This is a genomic window from Saccharopolyspora dendranthemae, assembly GCF_007829955.1.
Classification (GTDB): Bacteria; Actinomycetota; Actinomycetes; order Mycobacteriales; family Pseudonocardiaceae; genus Saccharopolyspora; species Saccharopolyspora dendranthemae.
Genome location: NZ_VIWX01000007.1, coordinates 21,293 through 41,987 on the forward strand (window position 1 = coordinate 21,293; position 20,695 = coordinate 41,987).

At 69.5% G+C, this 20,695-nt stretch carries 19 protein-coding genes; 13 read left to right on the forward strand and 6 right to left on the reverse strand.

The annotated features are described in order from the left end of the window. The first annotated feature begins 7 nt into the window (after window positions 1–7). The 11 genes from FHU35_RS26835 (at window position 8) to FHU35_RS26885 (ending at window position 13,124) form a co-directional block, all read left to right on the forward strand. Window positions 8–1,240, forward strand: a complete 1,233-nt coding sequence (locus tag FHU35_RS26835; RefSeq protein WP_246110604.1) for a PrsW family intramembrane metalloprotease — start codon at window positions 8–10, stop codon at window positions 1,238–1,240. A 373-nt stretch (window positions 1,241–1,613) separates the two neighbouring features. After that, window positions 1,614–2,507: a Rossmann-like and DUF2520 domain-containing protein gene (locus tag FHU35_RS26840; RefSeq protein WP_145744771.1), complete on the forward strand. Its 894-nt coding sequence runs from the start codon at window positions 1,614–1,616 to the stop codon at window positions 2,505–2,507. A 35-nt stretch (window positions 2,508–2,542) separates the two neighbouring features. Then, window positions 2,543–3,415 carry a pantoate--beta-alanine ligase gene (gene panC / locus FHU35_RS26845; RefSeq protein ID WP_145744773.1) on the forward strand — a complete coding sequence of 291 codons (873 nt, stop codon included), beginning with the start codon at window positions 2,543–2,545 and terminating at the stop codon, window positions 3,413–3,415. A 22-nt stretch (window positions 3,416–3,437) separates the two neighbouring features. Continuing rightward, window positions 3,438–3,902, forward strand: coding sequence for an aspartate 1-decarboxylase (panD, locus tag FHU35_RS26850; protein WP_145744775.1), 465 nt, complete (start codon window positions 3,438–3,440; stop codon window positions 3,900–3,902). 18 nt (window positions 3,903–3,920) lie between these two features. Beyond that, complete coding sequence (locus FHU35_RS26855) at window positions 3,921–4,718, forward strand: type III pantothenate kinase (protein ID WP_145744777.1); 798 nt, start codon at window positions 3,921–3,923, stop codon at window positions 4,716–4,718. 249 nt (window positions 4,719–4,967) lie between these two features. After that, window positions 4,968–6,422, forward strand: coding sequence for a lysine--tRNA ligase (gene lysS / locus FHU35_RS26860; protein WP_186459658.1), 1,455 nt, complete (start codon window positions 4,968–4,970; stop codon window positions 6,420–6,422). 229 nt (window positions 6,423–6,651) lie between these two features. Further along, window positions 6,652–7,008 carry a histone-like nucleoid-structuring protein Lsr2 gene (locus FHU35_RS26865; protein ID WP_145744781.1) on the forward strand — a complete coding sequence of 119 codons (357 nt, stop codon included), beginning with the start codon at window positions 6,652–6,654 and terminating at the stop codon, window positions 7,006–7,008. A gap of 293 nt (window positions 7,009–7,301) precedes the next feature. Next, complete coding sequence (locus FHU35_RS26870; protein WP_145744782.1) at window positions 7,302–8,375, forward strand: FecCD family ABC transporter permease; 1,074 nt, start codon at window positions 7,302–7,304, stop codon at window positions 8,373–8,375. Continuing rightward, on the forward strand, window positions 8,372–9,466 hold the full coding sequence (locus FHU35_RS26875; protein WP_145744784.1) for a FecCD family ABC transporter permease: 1,095 nt from the start codon (window positions 8,372–8,374) through the stop codon (window positions 9,464–9,466). The genes FHU35_RS26870 and FHU35_RS26875 overlap by 4 nt, the downstream gene beginning before the upstream one ends. Beyond that, window positions 9,463–10,326 carry an ABC transporter ATP-binding protein gene (locus FHU35_RS26880; protein ID WP_145744787.1) on the forward strand — a complete coding sequence of 288 codons (864 nt, stop codon included), beginning with the start codon at window positions 9,463–9,465 and terminating at the stop codon, window positions 10,324–10,326. Before FHU35_RS26875 ends, FHU35_RS26880 begins: the two co-directional genes overlap by 4 nt. A gap of 248 nt (window positions 10,327–10,574) precedes the next feature. Beyond that, window positions 10,575–13,124 (forward strand): ATP-dependent Clp protease ATP-binding subunit, encoded by a 2,550-nt coding sequence (locus FHU35_RS26885; protein WP_145744790.1) that lies wholly within the window; start codon window positions 10,575–10,577, stop codon window positions 13,122–13,124. 163 nt (window positions 13,125–13,287) lie between these two features. On the opposite strand, the gene FHU35_RS26890 is transcribed toward FHU35_RS26885, so the two are convergent. Further along, window positions 13,288–14,013 (reverse strand): DedA family protein, encoded by a 726-nt coding sequence (locus FHU35_RS26890; RefSeq protein WP_145744792.1) that lies wholly within the window; start codon window positions 14,011–14,013, stop codon window positions 13,288–13,290. Between the two features lie 207 nt (window positions 14,014–14,220). On the opposite strand from FHU35_RS26890, the gene FHU35_RS26895 reads away from it, so the two are divergent. Then, on the forward strand, window positions 14,221–15,225 hold the full coding sequence (locus FHU35_RS26895; RefSeq protein ID WP_145744794.1) for an endonuclease/exonuclease/phosphatase family protein: 1,005 nt from the start codon (window positions 14,221–14,223) through the stop codon (window positions 15,223–15,225). 1 nt (window position 15,226) lies between these two features. Here the strand turns inward: FHU35_RS26895 and FHU35_RS26900 are convergent, their stop codons facing one another. From FHU35_RS26900 to FHU35_RS26920, 5 genes are all read right to left on the reverse strand, one after another. Then, complete coding sequence (locus FHU35_RS26900; RefSeq protein ID WP_145744796.1) at window positions 15,227–15,535, reverse strand: antibiotic biosynthesis monooxygenase family protein; 309 nt, start codon at window positions 15,533–15,535, stop codon at window positions 15,227–15,229. A gap of 269 nt (window positions 15,536–15,804) precedes the next feature. After that, window positions 15,805–17,745: a YhgE/Pip family protein gene (locus FHU35_RS26905; RefSeq protein ID WP_145744799.1), complete on the reverse strand. Its 1,941-nt coding sequence runs from the start codon at window positions 17,743–17,745 to the stop codon at window positions 15,805–15,807. After that, window positions 17,742–18,422, reverse strand: coding sequence for an ATP-binding cassette domain-containing protein (locus tag FHU35_RS26910; protein ID WP_145744801.1), 681 nt, complete (start codon window positions 18,420–18,422; stop codon window positions 17,742–17,744). The genes FHU35_RS26905 and FHU35_RS26910 overlap by 4 nt, the downstream gene beginning before the upstream one ends. Window positions 18,423–18,540: 118 nt before the next feature. Beyond that, window positions 18,541–19,053, reverse strand: a complete 513-nt coding sequence (locus tag FHU35_RS26915; RefSeq protein ID WP_145744803.1) for a 2'-5' RNA ligase family protein — start codon at window positions 19,051–19,053, stop codon at window positions 18,541–18,543. After that, a complete protein-coding gene (locus tag FHU35_RS26920) occupies window positions 19,053–19,955 on the reverse strand; it encodes an HhH-GPD family protein (RefSeq protein WP_145744805.1) in 903 nt (300 codons plus the stop codon). The genes FHU35_RS26915 and FHU35_RS26920 overlap by 1 nt, the downstream gene beginning before the upstream one ends. A gap of 137 nt (window positions 19,956–20,092) precedes the next feature. Here FHU35_RS26920 and FHU35_RS26925 point away from each other — a divergent pair, with 137 nt between their 5' ends. Beyond that, complete coding sequence (locus FHU35_RS26925; RefSeq protein ID WP_145744808.1) at window positions 20,093–20,686, forward strand: hypothetical protein; 594 nt, start codon at window positions 20,093–20,095, stop codon at window positions 20,684–20,686. Window positions 20,687–20,695 lie beyond the last annotated feature (9 nt).

Sequence of the window (20,695 nt, forward strand, 5' to 3'; positions counted from 1 at the left end):
CTGGGGCGTGTCGAGTAATGATCACGCGGAGGCGGTCGCTGACGTCTCCCGCGCGCGCCGGCTGCAGAGCCGCAAGCACCACGCCGTCGGTTGGCCGATCGCCGGTCTGATCCTGCTCGGGATGATCGGGCTGGTCATGCTGGGGATCACGACCTCCAGGGTCGGTGCGCTGCCCGCTGTTTTCGGCGCCGTCGCCGCGCTCCTGCCGGTCGGGATCGTGGTGGCCGCGACGGTGTGGATCGACCGCTGGGAGCCCGAGCCGCCGATGCTGATGATCGGCTCGTTCCTCTGGGGCGCGGGCGGTGCCACCGCCTGCTCGCTGCTGCTCAACAACACCTCGCAGTCGATGGCGCACCTGCTGACGGGCCACGCCGATCACCGCTTCTTCCTGACCGCGGTGATGGGGCCGGTGGTGGAGGAGGCCGCCAAGGCCGTGTTCGTGGTGGGCCTGTGGATCCGCCGCCGCGCCGAGTTCAACGGCCTGGTCGACGGCATCGTCTACGCGTCGCTGACCGCGGCCGGTTTCGCCTTCACCGAGAACATCCTCTACTTCGGCAAGGCCTTCGCGGACGGTGGCGTGACCGGGGGAGCGGTCGTCGCGCTGTTCGTGCTGCGCGGTGTCCTCGCGCCGTTCTCGCATCCGCTGTTCACGGCGATGTTCGGCATCGCGGTCGGTTTCGCCTGGGGCGCCCGGACCCGGCTCAAGCAGTTCGGCTGGCTGCTCGCCGGTTACCTCCTCGCGGTGCTGCTGCACGCGGTGTGGAACTCGGCGACGTTCCTCGGCGGGACCGGCTTCATCAACGTCTACTTCCTGATCATGGTGCCGGTCTTCCTCGGCACGTTCGCCCTGATCATGTGGCAGCGCAAGCGCGAGCAGCGCATCGTCGTCGCGCAGCTGCCCAAGCTGGAGCGGGCCGGGTTGGTCGCCCGCAGCGAGGTGGAGCTGCTCGCGAGCCTGACGGGCAGGCAGGGCTGGTTGCGCAAGGTCAAGCGCCACGCCGGTGCTCAGGCCGCGAAGTCCGTGCGCGACTACCAGATCGCGGTCACCGAGCTGGCGTTCCTGCAGCACCGCTCGGAGGCCGGTCGCACCACCAGCGCGGCTCGCCGCGCCCGGCGCGAGAAGCTGATCGTGGACCTCAAGCAGGCCCGCCGGTCGGCCGCTGGTCGGCAGGAGGCCATCCAGACGGCCAGGATCAACCTCGACGAGCTCACCCGCCGGGTCCCGAAACCCCGGCCGTGAGGTCGTGCCGGCACCGCGCTGCGAGGTGACCGGACTAAGGGGTCATTGCAGAATCGCGTTGCTTGGCGGTGCGGGTGGCGGAACCTCACACGCCGCCTGGACTCCGTGCGCCACTCCTGATGTATGCCAATACACGGCGTCGCGGCGTACTCGCCAGACAGCGTGTGAGAACCCGCGGCGGTGCCAGCTGAGTCCCACACCTGAAGCAACGGCACCCGCCGCATTCTGCAAAGACCCCTAAGCATCACCAAGGTGGTTCTCGCCACCTTTGGCGGTCGCGGAGTAGCCCCGGCCCGGGGTGTTGGCGCTACTCTCGCGGCGCTGTCTGGTACCCGGTATCGGGACTGGAACGGTTTGGGAGGAACACGTGGCGATGTCCGCTGAACCCACGGGCCCACGGCTGCGAGCAGGAGTGATCTCCGCCGGCCGGGTGGGGTCCGTCCTGGGTGCCGCGCTGCAGCGGGTCGGGCACGAGGTCGTCGGCGTCTCGGCCGTGTCGGACGCGTCGCTGCGCCGCGCCGAGGAGCTGCTGCCCGGTGTGCCGATCCAGCCCCCGGACGTGGTCGCGGGGAACGCGGAACTGCTGGTCCTGGCCATCCCGGACGACGCGATCCCCGGCATGGTGCAGGGGCTCGCTTCCGCGGGAGCGCTGCGCGCGTCGCAGCTGGTCGTGCACACCTCGGGTTCGCAGGGCGTGGCCGCGCTGGCCCCCGCCGCCGCTCTCGGCGCGCTGCCGATGGCGATGCACCCGGCGATGACCTTCACCGGTCGGTCCGAGGACGTCGACCGGCTCTCCGACGCCTGCATGGTCATCACCGCCGACGAGATCACCGGCTGGAGCGTCGCCGAGAGCATCGCGATCGAGCTGGGCATGGAGCCGGTGCGCCTGCCGGAGGAGGCCCGGCCGCTCTACCACGCGGCCCTCACCCACGGCGCGAACCACCTGATCACGCTGGTCAACGAGTGCCAGCAGCTGCTGCGCGACGCCGGGGTGGAGGTGCCGGGGCGGGTGATGGCGCCGCTGCTGTCGGCGTCGCTGGACAACGCGCTGCGGCTCGGCGACCGGGCTTACACCGGCCCGGTCGTGCGGGGCGATGCGGGAACGGTGCGCGGGCACCTGCGCACGCTGTCCGACGCCGATCCGGATGTCGTTCCCGGCTACCGGGAACTGGCTCGGCGCACGGCGTTCCGGGCGGAGCGGAGCGGCATGCTGCGCGACGACGTCGCCGCGCGGGTGCGCGAGGCGCTCGACGAGGAACAGGCTTGATCCGCGATCTTCGCGGCGAGGACATGGAGTCGAGAATGACCGACAACCCCGGCTACCGGCGCGGCGAGCTGACCGTGCACGCCGACCCGGCGGAGCTGGCGCGGGTCACCCGCGCGCTGCGCTCGACCGGCCGCAAGGTGCACCTGGTGCCCACGATGGGCGCGTTGCACCGCGGTCACCTGGAGCTGATCAAGCGGGCGCGGCAGGACATCAACGCCGTCGTGGTGGTGTCGATCTTCGTCAACCCGCTGCAGTTCGGGCCGAACGAGGACTTCGACCGCTACCCGCGCACCTTCGAGGCCGATGTCGATGCCTGCCGCGAAGCCGGCGTCGGCCTGGTCTTCGCGCCGGACGTGGACGCGATGTACGGCGGTGGCCGGGAGCTGTCGGTGCACGCCGGGCCGCTGGGTGAGGAGCTCGAAGGCGCCAGCCGCGCGGGGCACTTCGACGGGATGCTCACCGTGGTGCTCAAGCTCCTCAACATCGTGCGCCCGGACCTGGCGTTCTTCGGCGAGAAGGACTACCAGCAGCTGGTGCTGATCCGGAAGATGGCGCGGCAGTTCGACCTGGACTCCGCGATCCAGGGCATCCCGATCGTCCGGGAATCCGACGGTCTGGCCCTGTCCAGCCGCAACGTCTACCTCGACGAGGAGCAGCGGCAGGCGGCGCTGGCGCTCTCGGCGTCGCTGACCGCCGCCGCGCACGCGGCCATGGGCGGACCGGACGCGGTCCTGGCGGCGGCACGCGAGGTGCTGGACACCGAACCCCTGGTGCAGCCGGACTACCTGGAGCTGCGCGACCCGGATCTGGGTCCGGCGCCGGAGTCCGGCGAGGCACGCCTCCTGGTGGCCGCGAAGGTCGGCGCCACGAGGTTGCTCGACAACGCGATGGTCCTGCTCGGCGAGTGAATCCGGCCCTAGGAGGTCAGCGATGTTCCGCACGATGTTGAAGTCCAAGATCCACCGGGCCACCGTCACCCAGGCCGACCTGCACTACGTCGGCTCGGTGACCGTCGACAAGGACCTGATGGAGGCGGCCGACCTGCTCGAGGGCGAGCAGGTGGTGATCGTCGACGTCACCAACGGCGCCCGGCTCGAGACCTACGTCATTACCGGCGAGCGGGGGTCCGGGGTGATCGGGATCAACGGGGCCGCCGCGCACCTGATCGAGCCCGGTGACATCGTCATCCTCATCGCCTACGGAGTGATGGACGAGCTCGAGGCCCGTTCGTTCAAGCCCAGGGTGATCTTCGTCGACGCCGACAACAAGCCGGTGGAGCTGGGCGCCAACCCCGGTCACGCGCCGGAGGGCTCGGGTCTGCTGACTTCTCAGGCGGACGCGGAGACCGATGACGCGGCCAAGCTGGACGCCCTGCTCCAGCAGCCCGAGAACTGACCGAAGGGACCACGCGCGGTGCTGCTGGCCATCGACGTCGGAAACACCAACATCGTTCTGGGCTTGTACGACGACGTCACCGACCCGCCGGACGTGGCCGCGACGTTGGTCCGGGACTGGCGGATGCGCACCGAACCGCGCATGACGGCCGATGAGATGGCGCTGACCATGCGCGGTCTGCTCGGCGAGTACGCCGAGCAGGTCACGGGCATCGCGGCGCTGTCGACGGTGCCCGCCCTGCTGCGCGAGCTGCGGGTGATGCTGGACCGCTACTGGAGCGAGGTTCCGCGCGTGGTCGTGGAGCCCGGGGTGCGCACCGGCGTTCCGCTGCTGGTGGACAACCCGAAGGAGGTGGGTGCGGACCGGGTGATCAACACCTTGGCCGCGCACCACCTGCACGCCAGCAACTGCGTGGTCGTGGACTTCGGGACCTCGACCAACATCGACGTCATCTCGGCGAAGGGCGAATTCCTCGGCGGCGCTTTCGCCCCGGGCGTGGAGATCTCCTTGGACGCGCTCGCGTCCCGCGCCGCCCAGCTGCGCAAGGTCGAACTGGTCCGCCCGCGTTCGGTCATCGGCAAGAACACCGTGGAATGCCTTCAGTCCGGAATTCTCTTCGGTTTCGCGGGTCAGGTCGACGGATTGGTCCGCCGGATCGTCGATGAGCTGGAAGCCACCCACGGCGGACCCACGACGGTGCTGGCCACAGGGGGCTTGGCGCCCCTGGTCTTCAGCGAATCGACCACCATCACCTCTCACGTACCGGATCTCACCCTCCTCGGTCTCCGCCTCGTCTACGACAGAAACTTCCGCTGAACAAAACCCGGGAGAACCCGAAAAGGGGAATCCGTCGGGCAAGCACCGAAGGCGCGACGCCGTGCACGGGCACACATCAGGAGTGGCGCTCGGAGTCAGAGGGCGACTCACGTTCCGCTACCCGCACCGCGACGCAGGCCGCTGAAACCGATATGAGCACCGAAAAGTACCCTGATTCGCGTGAGTGACCAGGAGACTTCCTTCCTTCCGGCAACCAGCGCTGACGGCGTCGAAGACCTGCCGGAACAGATGCGGATCCGTCGGGAGAAGCGGGAGCGCCTGCTCGATGCCGGGGTGGACCCGTATCCGGTGACGCTGCCCATCACGCACGGGTTGGCCGAGATCCGCTCCGCCCACGAGGGCTTGGAGGCGGACACCGCGACCGGTGAGCAGGTCGGCGTGGCCGGCCGCGTGATGTTCCTGCGCAACACCGGCAAGCTCTGCTTCGCCACGCTGCGCGCGGGTGATGGGACCGAGCTGCAGGCGATGCTCAGCCTCAAGCAGGTCGGTGAGGAGTCGCTGACGTCCTGGAAGGGCGAGGTGGACCTCGGCGACCACGTCTTCGTGCACGGTGAGGTCATCACCTCCCGGCGCGGTGAGCTCTCGGTGATGGCCGATGAATGGCGGATGGCGGCGAAGTCGCTGCGCCCGCTGCCGGTCATGCACAAGGACCTGGGCGAGGAAATGCGAGTCCGGCAGCGCTACGTGGACCTGATCGTGCGCAAGCAGGCCGCTGAAACGGTGCGGACGAGGGCCGCGGTGCAGCGTTCGCTGCGCGATTCCTTCGAGCAGCGCGGATACGTCGAGGTGGAAACCCCGATGCTGCAGACGTTGCAGGGCGGTGCGGCCGCTCGTCCGTTCACGACGCATTCCAACGCCTTCGACATGGAGCTGTTCCTGCGCATCGCGCCGGAGTTGTATCTGAAGCGTTGTGTTGTCGGTGGGATCGAGAAGGTTTTCGAGATCAACCGAAACTTCCGCAACGAAGGCAGTGATTCTTCCCACTCGCCCGAGTTCGCGATGCTCGAGTTCTACCAGGCCTATGCCGATTACAACGTCATGGCCGATCTGACCAGGTCGCTCATCCAGGAAGCGGCCGAACGGGTCGCCGGTTCCCAGGTCGTCACGTGGTTCGACGGAACCGAGTACGACCTCTCCGGCGAGTGGGCGACGCTGACGATGTACGAGTCGTTGTCCGAAGCGCTCGAATCCGAGGTCACGCCGGAAACTCCCGCCGAGGCGCTGCGCAAGCACGCGGATGCGCTCGGTGTGCAGGTCGATCCGAAGATGGGTCACGGCAAGCTCGTGGAAGAGCTGTGGGAGCACGCCGTCGGTGACCATTTGACGGCGCCCACGTTCGTCCGCGACTTCCCGGTGGAGACCTCGCCGCTGACTCGGCAGCACCGGGAGAAGGCGGGTGTTGCGGAAAAGTGGGATCTCTACGTTCGCGGCTTCGAGCTCGCCACGGGTTACTCGGAACTGGTGGATCCGGTTGTGGAACGGCAGCGGCTGGAGGAGCAGGCGAAGCTGGCGGCGGCCGGAGATGACGAGGCCATGCCGGTCGACGAGGACTTTTTGCGCGCTCTGGAGTACGGAATGCCTCCCAGCGGCGGCGTGGGAATGGGTATCGACCGGTTGTTGATGGCGTTGACCGGTCTCGGTATCCGGGAGACGATCCTGTTCCCGTTGGTCCGCCCGGAATGACCCGATCAGGGTGGCTCAACAGAATTTTGTGGACTGGATGAGTGCATTATCGGAGTCGCTGCGCTAACCTGAGCCCAGAATGTGTCGGCGACGGCTATAAGCGCACTTCCAAGTGTCGCCGCCGTACTTGCCCAAGTGCGGCTGGCGTTCTGGCGAGGGGGTTTCCGCTCCCAGCAGATGGTTGCTGTCCCGCCAAAGCACAATTTTTTGCTCGGGGAGGACTTCGAAGATGGCGCAGAAGGTCACTGTCACCCTTGTCGACGATCTGGACGGTGGGCAGGCCGACGAAACCGTCGAGTTCGGATTGGACGGGGTGTCGTACCAGATCGACCTTTCCGCCGACAATGCCGGAGACTTGCGGGAGGCGATGGCCAACTACGTCTCCAGCGCTCGGCGTGCCGGTGGACGGAAGAAGCCGGGCCCGCGTCCCGGTGCTGCTGCAGCGCGTTCCACCGGTGGTTCCACCAGTGCGGACCGGGAGCAGAACCAGGCCATTCGTGAATGGGCGCGCAAGCGCGGCTTGAAGGTGTCCGACCGCGGTCGCATCCCGGCTGACATCGTCGAGCAGTACCACCAGGCGAACTGAAGTCGCGTTCCAAGAGGCGTTTGCCGGGTCGTCGGGGCCCGGGAAACGCCTCTTGTTGCGTTCGGGTAACTCATTTCCACGGTTTAGCGGGAGAGATCAACTCTTTGCCGAATAGGCGTCGGCATAACGTCCTGGTCGCACGTCGGCTTCGGCTCTTGAACCTTTTACGGCCGGGGCTCTCTCGGCGCCGGGTGCCGCGCTTGTGACGTCCAACATTCGAACCCGCTCTGTCGGTGTCGCTTAGGTTGTCCTAACCTGGGCACGTCCGGGTGAACACCGAAGGGGAGTGGGACGTGGCTCGAACGGAGGCTCCAACCGAGCCGCCCACGTCGGAAACCGCGTCCGCCGCACCTGGTGAGCGCCTGAAGCGCAGACGTTCCCGTCGCCTCACCGGCCTCGGGATCCTGCTGCTCGTGCTGCTGGCCAGCGCCGTGCTCAGCGTGGCCGTCGGAGCCAAGACGATCCCGCTCGCCGACGTGTGGAGCGGACTGGTCGGGCCGAGCGGAACCGAGAACGACCTGATCATCCAGGAACTGCGGATCCCGCGGACGATCGCCGGCGTGCTGGCCGGTGCCGCGCTCGGCCTGGCCGGTGCGCTGATGCAGGGGCACACCCGCAACCCGCTGGCCGATCCCGGCATCCTCGGCATCACCCAGGGCGCCGGTCTCGGCGTCGTGCTCGCCGTCTACACCTTCGGCATCACGACGCTGTTCGGCTTCATCTGGTTCGGCTTCGCCGGTTCGCTGATCGGTGCGGTGGCCGTGTTCGCGATCGGCTCGATGGGCCGGGGCGGCGCCACGCCGGTGACGCTGGCCCTGGCAGGCATGGCGATCAGCTCGCTGCTGCACGCGATCACCTCCGCGCTGGTGCTCACCGACCAGCAGACGATGGACACCTACCGCTTCTGGAAGGTCGGTTCGATCGCCATCACCGATCCCTCGGTGCTCCCGCAGGTCGCGCCCTTCCTGGTGGTCGGGCTGGTGCTGGGCCTGGCCAACGCGACCAGTCTCAACGCCTTGTCGCTGGGCGACGACGTGGCCAGCTCGCTGGGCCACCGGGTGGTCTGGGCCCGGCGCGCCGGGATCGCCGCGGTGAGCGTCCTGGTGGGTGGCGCGGTGGCGATCTGCGGGCCGATCGGCTTCGTCGGACTCGTCGTCCCGCACGTCGCCCGCTTCTTCACCGGAGCCGACTACCGCTGGCTGCTGCCGTTCGCCGCGCTGCTCGGCTCCTCGCTGGTGCTGCTGACCGACGTGCTCGGCCGCATCGTCGCCCGGCCCTCCGAAGTGCAGGTCGGCGTGATGCTGGCGATGGTCGGAGCCCCGTTCTTCATCGCCCTCGTGCGACGCCGGAAGTTGGTGCGGCTATGACGGCGACCGCTCAGGACCGACCGGTCGAGAAGGTCACCGGACGGCGCCCGCTGCGCGTCGGCCCGGTCTCCGGCGTCCTCCGGTTCCGGCCGCTGCTGGCGCTGGCGGGCGGCCTGCTGGTGCTGCTGGCCGTGTTCGTCCTCGACGTGGGCATCGGCGAGTACCAGATCAGTCCCGCGGAGGTGCTCAGCACGCTCTTCGGCGGCGGCAACCGCGCGCAGTCGATCATCATCTGGGAGCTGCGGATGCCGCGCGGCTTGACCGCGCTGCTCGTGGGCGCCGCGCTCGGCCTGGCGGGCGCGATCATGCAAGCGCTCGCCCGCAACCCGCTGGCCAGCCCGGACATGCTCGGCATCACCTGGGGCGCCGGGACCGCCGCGGTCGCGGTGATCGTGTTCGCCGGGACGGCGGGCAGCCTGGCCGGCGCGCTGTCGGACTACGGACTTCCCGTGGTGGCGCTGGTCGGCGGCCTGGTCACCGGTGTCGCCGTGTACCTGCTGGCGTACCGGCGAGGTGTGGATTCCTACCGGTTGGTGCTGGTGGGCGTGGGTGTCAGCGCCTTGGCGGGCAACGCCGTCTACTGGCTGCTGACGGTCGGCGACGTCAACGACGCCGGGCGCGCCATGGTGTGGCTGACCGGCAGCCTCAACGCGCGCGGCTGGGAGCACGTGGTGCCGACCGGCATCGCGCTCGCCGTGCTGGTCCCGCTGTCCCTCGTCGGAGCCCACGTGCTGGGAGCGCTGCAGTTCGACGACGACACGGTGCGCGGGCTCGGCGTGCGGATGGACCTGGCTCGCGGATTCCTGCTGTTCGCCTCGGTGGTGCTGGCGTCCATCGCCACCGCCGCGGCCGGGCCGATCCAGTTCGTCGCGCTGGCCACCCCGCAGATCGCGCTGCGGGTCGCCCGCACCTCGCGCCCGCCGCTGCTGACCTCGGCCGTGCTCGGCGCGGCGCTGGTCGTCGGTTCGGACGTGATCGCCCGGACCGCCTTCGGCTCCCTGGAAATGCCGGTCGGCATCGTGACCGCGATCCTGGGCGCCCCGTACCTGATCTACCTGCTCAGCCGTCGGTACCGGGAGGTCCGAGCATGACCGCGTCCACCTCTGCCACCACCGAGCAGGACCGGGCCGAGGCAGGCACCGACCGCCTCCGGGCCCAGGACCTGAAGCTGGCCTACGGCGAGCGGGTCGTCGTCGACGGTCTCGACTTCGAGGTCGAGGGCGGCACGATCACGGCGGTGATCGGTCCCAACGGCTGCGGCAAGTCGACCCTGCTGCGCGCCCTCGGCCGGTTGCTGCAGCCGCGGCGCGGTGAGGTGCTGCTGGACGGCCAGAAGATCGACAAGATGTCGACCAAGGAGGTCGCCCGGATCCTCGGCGTGCTGCCGCAGTCACCCGCGGCCCCGGAGGGCCTGACGGTGGCCGACCTGGTCGCTCGCGGACGCCACCCGCACCAGTCCTGGTACCGGCAGTGGTCCAGCGACGACGAGTCGGCGGTGGCCGAGGCGCTGGCCATGACGGGCATCGGTGACCTGGCCGAACGCACCCTCGACGAGCTCTCCGGCGGTCAGCGGCAGCGGGCCTGGCTGTCGATGGCGCTGGCTCAGGGCACGGACCTGCTGCTGCTCGACGAGCCCACCACCTACCTCGACCTCTCGCACCAGGTGGACGTGCTGGAGCTGGTCGGCAAGCTGCACGACGAGAGCGGCCGCACGGTGGTGATGGTGCTGCACGACCTCAACCTGGCGGCGCGCTACGCCGACCGGCTGGTCGCGATGAAGGACGGCGCCATCGTCGCCTCCGGCGAGTCGGCCGAGGTGCTCAGCGAGGACCTCCTGGCCGACGTGTTCGACCTCCGAGCCCGCGTGATTCCCGACCCCGTGGCGGGTACTCCCATGGTGGTCCCGATCGGGGGACGACGGGCGGGCGGAGGAGCCGAGTCGCAGGCGTGAACACGGTGCGTCACGACACGGCGGGTGCTGTTCGCGCTCAGCGGAACGGCGCCGAGATCAGGAATCCTGCAGGCCAACGCGCCGTTGGGCACAGTGCCGGGCAAGAATGTGGCAGAGCGGGCACGGACCGCGACCGGGGTTGGCTACTACAGTGGTCCCCAAGAGTGCTGAACCCGTCGTGGATCGCGGCGTAGCGCTAAAGCCGTGTCCCGGAACTAGACCGCCGGCGCAGCAGTCAGGGAGTGCGAATGTTCGAGAGGTTCACCGACCGCGCGAGGCGGGTGGTTGTCCTGGCCCAAGAAGAGGCCCGGATGCTCAACCACAACTACATCGGCACCGAGCACATTCTCCTGGGCTTGATCCACGAGGGTGAGGGTGTCGCCGCCAAGGCGCTGGAGTCGCTGGGTATCGCGCTTGAGGGCGTGCGCCAGCAGGTCGAGGAGATCATCGGCCAGGGGCAGCAGGCCCCCAGCGGACACATCCCGTTCACCCCACGGGCCAAGAAGGTGCTGGAGCTGTCGCTGCGGGAGGCGCTGCAGCTCGGCCACAACTACATCGGCACCGAGCACATCCTCCTCGGGCTGATCCGCGAGGGCGAGGGCGTCGCCGCGCAGGTGCTCGTCAAGCTCGGCGCGGACCTCAACCGCGTGCGCCAGCAGGTGCTGCAGCTGCTGTCCGGCTACCAGGGCAAGGAGCCGGCGGAGGCCGGCGGGCGCGGCGAGGGCACGCCGTCGTCGTCGCTGGTGCTGGACCAGTTCGGCCGCAACCTGACCCAGGCCGCGCGCGAGGGCAAGCTCGACCCGGTCATCGGCCGGGACAAGGAGATCGAGCGGATCATGCAGGTCCTCTCGCGCCGCACCAAGAACAACCCGGTGCTCATCGGTGAAGCCGGCGTCGGCAAGACCGCCGTCGTGGAGGGTCTCGCCTCGCAGGTCGTCAAGGGCGAGGTTCCCGAGACGCTCAAGGACAAGCAGCTCTACACGCTGGACCTCGGTTCGCTGGTCGCCGGTTCCCGCTACCGCGGTGACTTCGAGGAGCGCCTGAAGAAGGTGCTCAAGGAGATCAAGACCCGCGGCGACATCATCCTGTTCATCGACGAGATCCACACGCTCGTCGGTGCGGGTGCCGCCGAGGGCGCGATCGACGCCGCCAGCATCCTCAAGCCGATGCTGGCCCGCGGTGAGCTGCAGACGATCGGTGCCACCACGCTCGAGGAGTACCGCAAGTACGTCGAGAAGGACCCGGCACTGGAGCGCCGCTTCCAGCCGATCCAGGTCGGCGAGCCGTCGCTGGAGCACACCGTCGAGATCCTCAAGGGTCTGCGGGACCGCTACGAGGCGCACCACCGCGTGTCGATCACCGACGGCGCGCTGGCGTCGGCGGCGAGCCTGGCCGATCGCTACATCAACGACCGGTACCTGCCGGACAAGGCGATCGACCTGATCGACGAGGCCGGTGCCCGGATGCGCATCCGCCGCATGACCGCTCCGCCGGACCTGCGCGAGTTCGACGAGAAGATCGCCGAGGTCCGCCGCGAGAAGGAGTCCGCGATCGACGCGCAGGACTTCGAGCGGGCCGCCCGCCTGCGGGACGAGGAGAAGCAGCTCCTCGGCCAGAAGGAGGAGCGCGAGAAGCAGTGGAAGGCCGGTGACCTGGACGTCGTCGCCGAGGTCGACGACGAGCAGATCGCCGAGGTGCTGGCCAACTGGACCGGCATCCCCGTCTTCAAGCTCACCGAGGAGGAGACGACCCGTCTGCTCCGCATGGAGGACGAGCTGCACAAGCGGATCATCGGCCAGAACGACGCGGTCAAGGCCGTGTCCCAGGCGATCCGCCGCACCCGCGCCGGCCTGAAGGACCCGAAGCGCCCGTCCGGTTCGTTCATCTTCGCCGGCCCGTCCGGTGTCGGTAAGACCGAGCTGTCCAAGGCGCTGGCGGAGTTCCTCTTCGGCGACGACGACGCGCTCGTGCAGATCGACATGGGTGAGTTCCACGACCGCTACACCGCCTCGCGGCTGTTCGGCGCCCCGCCCGGGTACGTCGGCTACGAGGAGGGCGGCCAGCTCACCGAGAAGGTCCGCCGCAAGCCGTTCTCCGTGGTCCTGTTCGACGAGATCGAGAAGGCCCACCAGGAGATCTACAACACCCTGCTGCAGGTGTTGGAGGATGGTCGTCTCACCGACGGCCAGGGCCGCACGGTGGACTTCAAGAACACGGTGCTGATCTTCACCTCCAACCTCGGGACGCAGGACATCTCGAAGGCCGTGGGCCTCGGGTTCTCCGCGGGTAATTCGGCTGAGTCGAACTACGAGCGGATGAAGTCCAAGGTCAACGAGGAGATGAAGAAGCACTTCCGGCCTGAGTTCCTCAACCGGATCGACGACGTGATCGTCTTCCACCAGCTCACCGAGAACGAGATCGTCCAGATGGTCGACCTGCTCTCGGGCCGGGTGGAGAAGGCGCTCAAGGGCAAGGACATGGCCCTGGAGCTGACCGACACGGCGAAGAAGCTGCTGGCCAAGCGCGGGTTCGACCCGGTGCTCGGTGCGCGGCCGCTGCGCCGGACCATCCAGCGGGAGATCGAGGACAAGCTGTCCGAGAAGATCCTGTTCGGCGAGGTCGAGGCCGGTCAGATCGTCATCGTCGACGTCGAGGGCTGGGACGGCGAAGGCTCGGACGACAAGGCCCACTTCACCTTCCGCGGTGAGGCCAAGCCGTCGGCCGTGCCGGACGCCCCGCCGGTCGGCGTGTCCGCCCAGGGCGAGGACCAGCAGGACAACGGCAACACCGAGTCCTGATCCACGCACGCGAACGGCCCCCGCACCACTTCGGTGCGGGGGCCGTTCGTCGTTTCGGGCCGGGTTCCGGAGTGCTCGCCGGTGGGCGTTCTTGGTCCGAACCGCCCATGATCGATGTCCGTTTCGCCCGGTCAATTCGGACCAGAACCGCCCGGCGCCCCGATCAGCGAACCCGGCGGATCTCCTCGGTCGGGCGGTCGGCCTGGACGCGAGCGAACTGGACCGTGGGTGCCTCCGCGATCGCCTGGTCGCGGCGGTTGTTGCGGATCCGGACGGCCACGAACGCCACGACGGTCAGCGCCGCGGTGATCACCACGGCCCGCGACAGCAGTCCGGCGTACTGCTCGACGAGGTACCAGTGCTGGCCGAGCAGGTAGCCCGCCAGCACGAAGATCGTGTTCCAGATCAGGCTGCCCAGCGAGGTGTAGAGCGCGAAGGTGCTCAGCCGCATCCGCTCGACGCCGGCGGGCAGCGAGATGAAGCTGCGGAACAGCGGGATCATCCGGCCGAAGAACACGGCCTTCACGCCGTGCTTGGCGAACCACGCCTCGGTCTTGTCGACGTCGGAGAGCTTCACCAGCGGCAGCTTCGCCGCGATCGCCCGCGTCCGCTCCCGGCCCAGTCGCGCGCCCAGCCAGTAGAGGACGAGGGCGCCGACCAGCGAGCCCAGCGTCGTCCACAGGATCGCGCCGAGCAGCGACATGTCGCCCCGGCTGGCGGTGAACCCGGCCAGTGGCAGGATCAGCTCGGAAGGGATCGGGGGGAACAGGTTCTCCAGGGCGATGATCATGCCCGCGCCGGGACCGCCCAGGGTTTCCATCACCCCGATCACCCAGGCCGTGAAGCCGGTGGGCTGGGCGGACGTGGCGGCTGTCGTCGTCAGATCCATTCGGGAGGAACTCCGGGGGTTGTTTGTCCGTTTCTTCCATGATTCCAGCGGATTTCGGGGTTTCGCCGTGATCGCGTGTGACCTGCGGCACTCTCCGGCGTGTCCGGTGTTCCGGGGTGGGTCGGCGGCGCAACCATTCGGGGGCGTCAGACGTCCGAACGGCCGGATGGCCGGAGTCGGGGAGCTGGGGAGCGGGCGGAGGCAGCGATGACGCGGATGGCGTACGAGGTGGCGGACGAACCGGTGGAGGACGACGAGGTCGGCCGCAAGCCCGGCGGTGGCCGCACGACGGCGCTGCTGTCGTTGCTGACGCTGTCGTTCCTGGCCTGGGCGGCGCTCCCGATCGTCGAGCTCGACGTCGAGCGCTACACGGTGGCGCTGACCGCCCTGACGCCCTACGCGGTGGTCGCCGGTGCCGTGCTGGTGCTGTTGGCGACCGCGCTGCGGCGCTGGCTGAACGTGCTGTTCGCGCTGCTGGCCACCGCTGCGCTGATCTACACGGTCGCGCCCCGGGCGCTGCCGGACCAGGTGTCCGCCGAGGGCGAGCCGTTGCGCGTGCTGTCGGTCAACGCCTACTTCGGCCGGGCCGACGCCGCCACGATCGTCGACGAGGTCCGCACCCGCCGCGTGGACGTGCTCAGCCTGCAGGAGCTCACGCCGGAGATCGTCGCCGGGCTGGAGCGTGCCGGGTTGTTCGCGGAACTGCCGAACCGGGTCCTGCACGCGGGCCCGAACGCCGACGGCACCGGGATCGTCTCCCGGTACCCGCTGCGGGAGCTCGCGCTCGTGCCGAGGACGACGCTGGCGCAGCCCTCAGCGCTGGTGGACGTGCCGGTGGGGCGGGACGTCGAGTTCGTAGCGGTCCACCCGCTGTACCCGATGGGGGCGGACACCGCGGGGATCTGGGCGCACGACCTGGTCGCGCTGCCGGAACCCTCGCCGAGCGGGCAGCCCCGCGTGATGGCGGGCGACTTCAACGCGACCCTCGACCACACGCGGCTCAAGGACCTGATCGGCCGCGGTTACCTGGACGCGGGCGCGAGCGTGGGTGCGGGGCTGACGCCGACCTGGCCGGCGCGCTGGACCGCTCCGCCGGTGACGATCGACCACGTCCTGTCCTCCGGCGGCGTCCGGGCGGAGGACTACGAGGTCGTCGACATCCCGGGCAGCGACCACAGGGCCGTCTTCACGACCCTGCGGGTCGCCGGCTGAGTCACTTCTCCGGGTAGGAGCCCAGGACGACCTCGAACTCCAGCAGGCTGGAGCCGGAGGAGACGGGGTTCTTGCGCTCGCCCGCGTGGGCCTCCTTGGCCGGGCCGTTCGCCCAGTTCTGGAAGTCCTCCTCGGTCTCCCACTTGGTGTAGACGAAGTACCGGTCGTCGCCCTGAACCGGGCGCAGCAGCTCGAAGCCCAGGAATCCGGGCGCGTCGTCGACCGAGCCGTGCCGGGAAGCGAACCGCTTCTCCAGCTCGGGGCCGGAACCTTCGGGGACCTCGATCGCATTGATCTTCACAACAGCCATGAACCCACCCTACGAGCGAACCCCGCCCACCACCCTGTCTCGTCGCTCGCACCCACACCGAGCCACCCCACCCACACCGAGCCGCCCCACCCAGACCCCCGCAGCATCGCCCGCAGCGGTGCCGGGAGTCCCGCCCCGGAGCGTCCGTTGCAGGAGCAGCCCAGTTTTAGTCCAAACCGAGGACCTCTCGTGCCCGAAATGTCGGCTCAGTTTGGACTAAAACTGGGAAATGCCTCGATGTGGGGACCTGCCGTCCGGCGAGTCGTGGTTCACAGCTCCACTTGGGGGTGGAGGCGGCCGAGGGTCCACGTGCGCTGTCGCTGGATGACGACGGTGGTCAGGAGCAGCACCGCGAGCAGGACGCAGGCCAGCACGATCAGGTCGCGGTAGAGGTGCATCGCCAGGCCGCCGGAGATCGTCACGCGCAGCCCGTCCACCAGGTAGGTCATCGGCAGGAACGGGTGGATCGCCTGGAACGGGGCAGGAGTCGTCTCCATCGGGTACAGACCGCCGCACGCCGTGAGCTGGACGATCAGCAGCACCAGCGACAGCAGCCCGCCGATCGCGCCGAACGCGGTCCGCAACAGGTGGTCGATGGCCACGAACGCCACCGCGGCCAGGGAGACGATCCCGAGAGTCCACCCCAGGTGCACCGGGTTGAGCCCGAGCCCGAAGTTGACCACCCCGAACAGCACCAGCCCGCCGATCACCCCGAGCGTCGCGGCCGGGAGCAACCCGGCGAGGGCGATCGTGAACGGGTTGACCCGGTCCGCGAGCGCTCGTTGGTTCACCGGCTTGAGCAGCAGGTAGGCGAACAGGCCGAACACCCACAGCGAGATCGCGAAGAAGAACGGCGCCAGACCGCGGCCGTAGACGTAGGCGGGGTTGAGGTTCCCGGTGCGGATCTCCGTGGGCGAGCCGAGGACGTCGGCCGCGCGCGAGACCTCCGTCGGATTCGTGGCCGGGAGGCGCCCCAGCGTGTCGTCGATCATCTTCTGCAGGTCCTTCGACCCGTCGTTGAGCTGTCCCGCCCCGGTCTGCAGCACGTTGCCGCCCGCCAGCAGCGAGTTCAGCCCGCCGGTGATCCCCTGGGAACCCGCCGCCACCTCGGTCGTCCCCGAGTGCAGCGTGTCCACCGGCTCGGTGATCGACCGGACCCGCTCCTGCAGCGGCCCCATGCTGCTCTGCAGCGCCCGCGCTCGGCGGCTGGCCTCCTCCGCGGTGCGCAGCGCCTCGCGCGCCCGCGAGTCGGCCGCCGACGCGCCGGCCGCGAGTCGGCGGGAGGTGTCCAGGGCCTGCTCGTACGCGGGGTCTCCGCGCAGCGACGGATGCGAGGAACCGAGACCCTGCACCGCGGCGAGCCCGTCGGCGGCCTGCTGCTCCAGCATCCCGGTCGCCGTGGAGATCGAGGTCAGCCCGCTGACCGCGACCCCGCTGGCGTTGACCAGCGAGTTGACCGCGCCGGGCAGCTGTTCCGCGGTGAAGTCGGCGACGCTGCTCAGCTGCCGGTCCAGCTGTCCCGTCGCCTTCGAGATGTCCCGCACACCGTTCGAGACCAGGCCGGTGCCGTCCCGCACCCCGCCGAGCCCGCGGGTCAGCGCGGTCGTTCCCTGCTTGCTCAGCTCGGTGCCGTCGACGAGCTTCTTGGACGCCTCGGAGGCGGCCTGCAGCTTCTCGCGCATGTGCCCGAGCTCGCCGTAGAGCGCGCGGGCGTAGCTGGCGTGGGCGGCGGCGTTGATCTGGTTCTGCAGCTCCGTCTTGACCGTGTCGGCCATGATGCCGGCGATGAAGCCGTTGGCGTCGTTCTTGGTCAGCCGCACGGCCGCGCGCTGCGGATTCCCGTCGGCGGCCGCGGCGAGCTTGGCGCTGAAGTCGTCCGGGACCTCGATCACGAAGTAGTAGTGCCCTTCGGCGAGCCCGCGCCGCGCGTCGGTGCCGCGGACGAACCGCCAGTCGAAGACGTCGTTGACCTTGAGCTGCTTGATGAACTGCACGCCCGCGTCGAGGTGCTCGCCGTTGCGGTCCACCGCGCGGTCGTTGTTGACCACCGCCACCGGGACCCGGTTGAGCTTGCCGTAGGGGTCCCAGTTCGACCACAGGTACAGCGCCCCGTACAGCAGCGGCACGAGGATCAGGACCAGCGGGACCAGCCGGAGCAGCGGGCCGCGGAAGCGTCGCAGTTCCAGCCAGGCGAGGCGAACGGCCTTCACCCGGCGGCCTTTGCGGGCAGCCCGATCTCAGCGGTCGGGTCGTAGTACCGGCCCGCGGGCAGGCGCACCACGTTGACGTCTCCGGAGGGCCGGTCGGTGGAGCTGGCGATCACCGTCATCCCGATCCGCGTGACCTCGCGCAACGCGGCCCACACCCGCGCCCGGCCGGACTGGGTGAGCCCGGCGTCGACGTCGTCCACCACGATCCCGGCCGGCGCCGGGGCGGCGGCCAGGGCTACCGCCAGCAGCAGCTTCTCCTCCGGCGGCAGCTCGCAGACCATCAGCGACCGGTCCAGTTCGAGCCCGACGAGCTCCAGGCCCAGTTCCAGGGAAGCCTTGTTGGTGCCGCTGATCAGCCTGCGCTCGGTCATCGCCTCCCGGACCAGGTGCCGCTCCTCCAGCTCGCAGCCCGGGCGCAGCCGGGCGGGGCGGATCAGCGAGCGCACCTTGCGGGCCTTGCGCGGCAGCGGGAATCCGTCGACCTCCAGCTCGCCGGTGATGATCCGCAGCCGACCGCACAGCGTCAGCAGCAGCGACGTGCGTCCGGAACCGCTCGGCCCGGTCACCACGGTCAGCGAACCGGGTTCGACGCGGAGATCCAGGTTGGCGAACACCACGCCGTCCGGTCCTCTCGCGGCGATCCCGTGCGCGAGGATTCCAGCGCCGAGGACGTACATGAACTCTCCTCCTGAAGTAGTGGAGGTCCTGCACGTCCAAAGTGGCCGTTCACACCAAGGTCGGCAACTTCAGCTGGAAGATCGTGGTGATCTCGTTCGGGAGATCACCCGGTGGCGCTCACTTGACCTTCAGGAGGGTGTCGGATTCGCCGGTGCGGGTGTCGAGGACCGCGATGTCGCGCACCGCGGCCCGCACGGGTTCGGACGGGAGCAGAGCGCCGAACGCGGTGGCCAGCTGATCGGTGTCGAGCCCCCTGGCGAGAACGCAGCACGGGATCCAGGCACCCGGGAAGTAGTAGGCGGACGGGTTTTTCACCTTGCCCGCCAGCACGTCGTGCACCGCGGAGTGCACCGCCAGCAGTTCGGTGTCCACGACGGCGGACAGCAGCAGCGGTCGTTCCTCACCGGGCAGCGTGCCCAGGATGTGCAACCAGAGGTCCGGCACCGACAGCAGTTCCAGCTCACCGCGAAGCGCCTTGCGCGCCGCGGGAGGGATGCTGCCCGCGGCGGCCAGCGTCACCCCGGGGCGGGTGCCCGCGCCGGGGATTCCGGCTTCGTCGAGCCGTTTCCACAGGTCGCGGATCTGGCGCTCGGTCCCGTCGTCGAAGTGGAACACCAGCGCGTCGGCCATCAGCGCTCTCCGGGGAGCGCGAAGCGGCCGTCGTCGGTCTGCTCGACCAGGCCGTCCACCAGCAGGGAGTCCAGGCAGCGATCACGTTGACCGGCCTCGTTCCACGCCGCGTCCAGCTGTTCGCGGGTGACCGGGCCGGTCGAACCCCGCAGCACGTCCAGCAGTCGGCCGCGCACCTGCCGGTCGGTGCCCGCGAACTTCTGCACCTTCTTCGGTGGGCCCGCGTAGGCCGGGCGGCCGTTGTGCTGCCAGGCGCAGTCGGCCGCGATCGGGCACCTCTCGCAGGCCTGTGACCGCACCGTGCACACGACCTGCCCGAGCTCCATCAACGCGGCCGAAAGCCGCGCCGCGGGCGCGTCCTCCGCCGGCAGCAGGGCGTCCACATCGGCCAGATCGCGATTGGTCGACGGCGGGCCCGCGTCACCGGCGCCGTGCACCGCACGCGCCACGACCCGCCGGACGTTGGTGTCGACGACCGGTGCGCGCTTGCCGTAGGCGAAGGCGGCCACCGCCCGCGCCGTGTAGGCGCCGATGCCGGGCAACGCGAGCAGGGTGTCCACATCGGAGGGCACGACGTCGCCGTGCTCGCCGGCGATCGTCGCGGCGGCCTCGTGCAGGCGCAGCGCGCGACGCGGGTAGCCGAGCTTGCCCCACGCGCGGAGCACTTCGCCCTGCGGCTCGGCGGCGAGGTCGGAAGGACGCGGCCAGCGGCGCATCCACTCCTCCCAGATCGGCTGCACCCGGTTCACCGGCGTCTGCTGCAGCATCGTCTCGCTGACCAGCACACCCCAGCCGGTGACGCCCGCGGACCGCCAGGGCAGCGGGCGGGCGGTGGTGGTGAACCAGTCGGTCAGGGCATCGAGGTCGAGCCGGTCGACGGCTTCGGTGGTGGGACTGTTCATGGCGTCTGCAGATAGTGCCAGGCGGCCGGTGATCGCCTGAAAGAAGGCCGGTGATCACCGTCCGCAGTGACGGATACGCCCCATCGGGCGATCAACGAGAGGTCCATTCAGCTTAGTCGACGAGTTACGGTCAGCTCGTGCTTGATCCGAACGGACCGTTGCCCCCCGCGGTGTACTGGCGTCGCCGTGCCGTGGCGATCTCGGGAGCCCTGTTACTGGTGGCGCTGCTCGGGTGGGGCGTGGTCGCTCTGATCGTCGGTTCGGGAGAGCCCGCGGCGACGCAGCAGGCAGCCGGTCCGCCCGGCCCTCCGGTGGCGGTGGCGGCGGACAACACGCCGCAGGCCTGCCCGGACGAGGCGATGCGCGTCGTCGCCGAGGCGGGCCAGCGGCAGTTCCGGGCGGGCGAGCCGATCGGACTCGCCATCGAGGTCACCAACACCAGCCCGCGCCCCTGCCTGCGCGACCTCAACCGGATGCTCCGCGAGATCGAGGTGACGACACCGGCCGGGCGCCACGTGTGGTCCAGCAACGACTGCTACGCGGAATCGACCAACGAGCACCCCGTCCTGGAACCGGGCAAGCCCGTCCGCAACGACGTGCTGTGGCCGGGTCTGGCCTCCTCACCGGGCTGCGCGGCCGGGCAGAACCGAGTGCCGCCCGGCGACTACCAGGCGATCGCCCGGCTCACCTCGCTCACCAGCGCACCCGTGCCGTTCAGCGTCGTCTCCTAGCCACCGGGA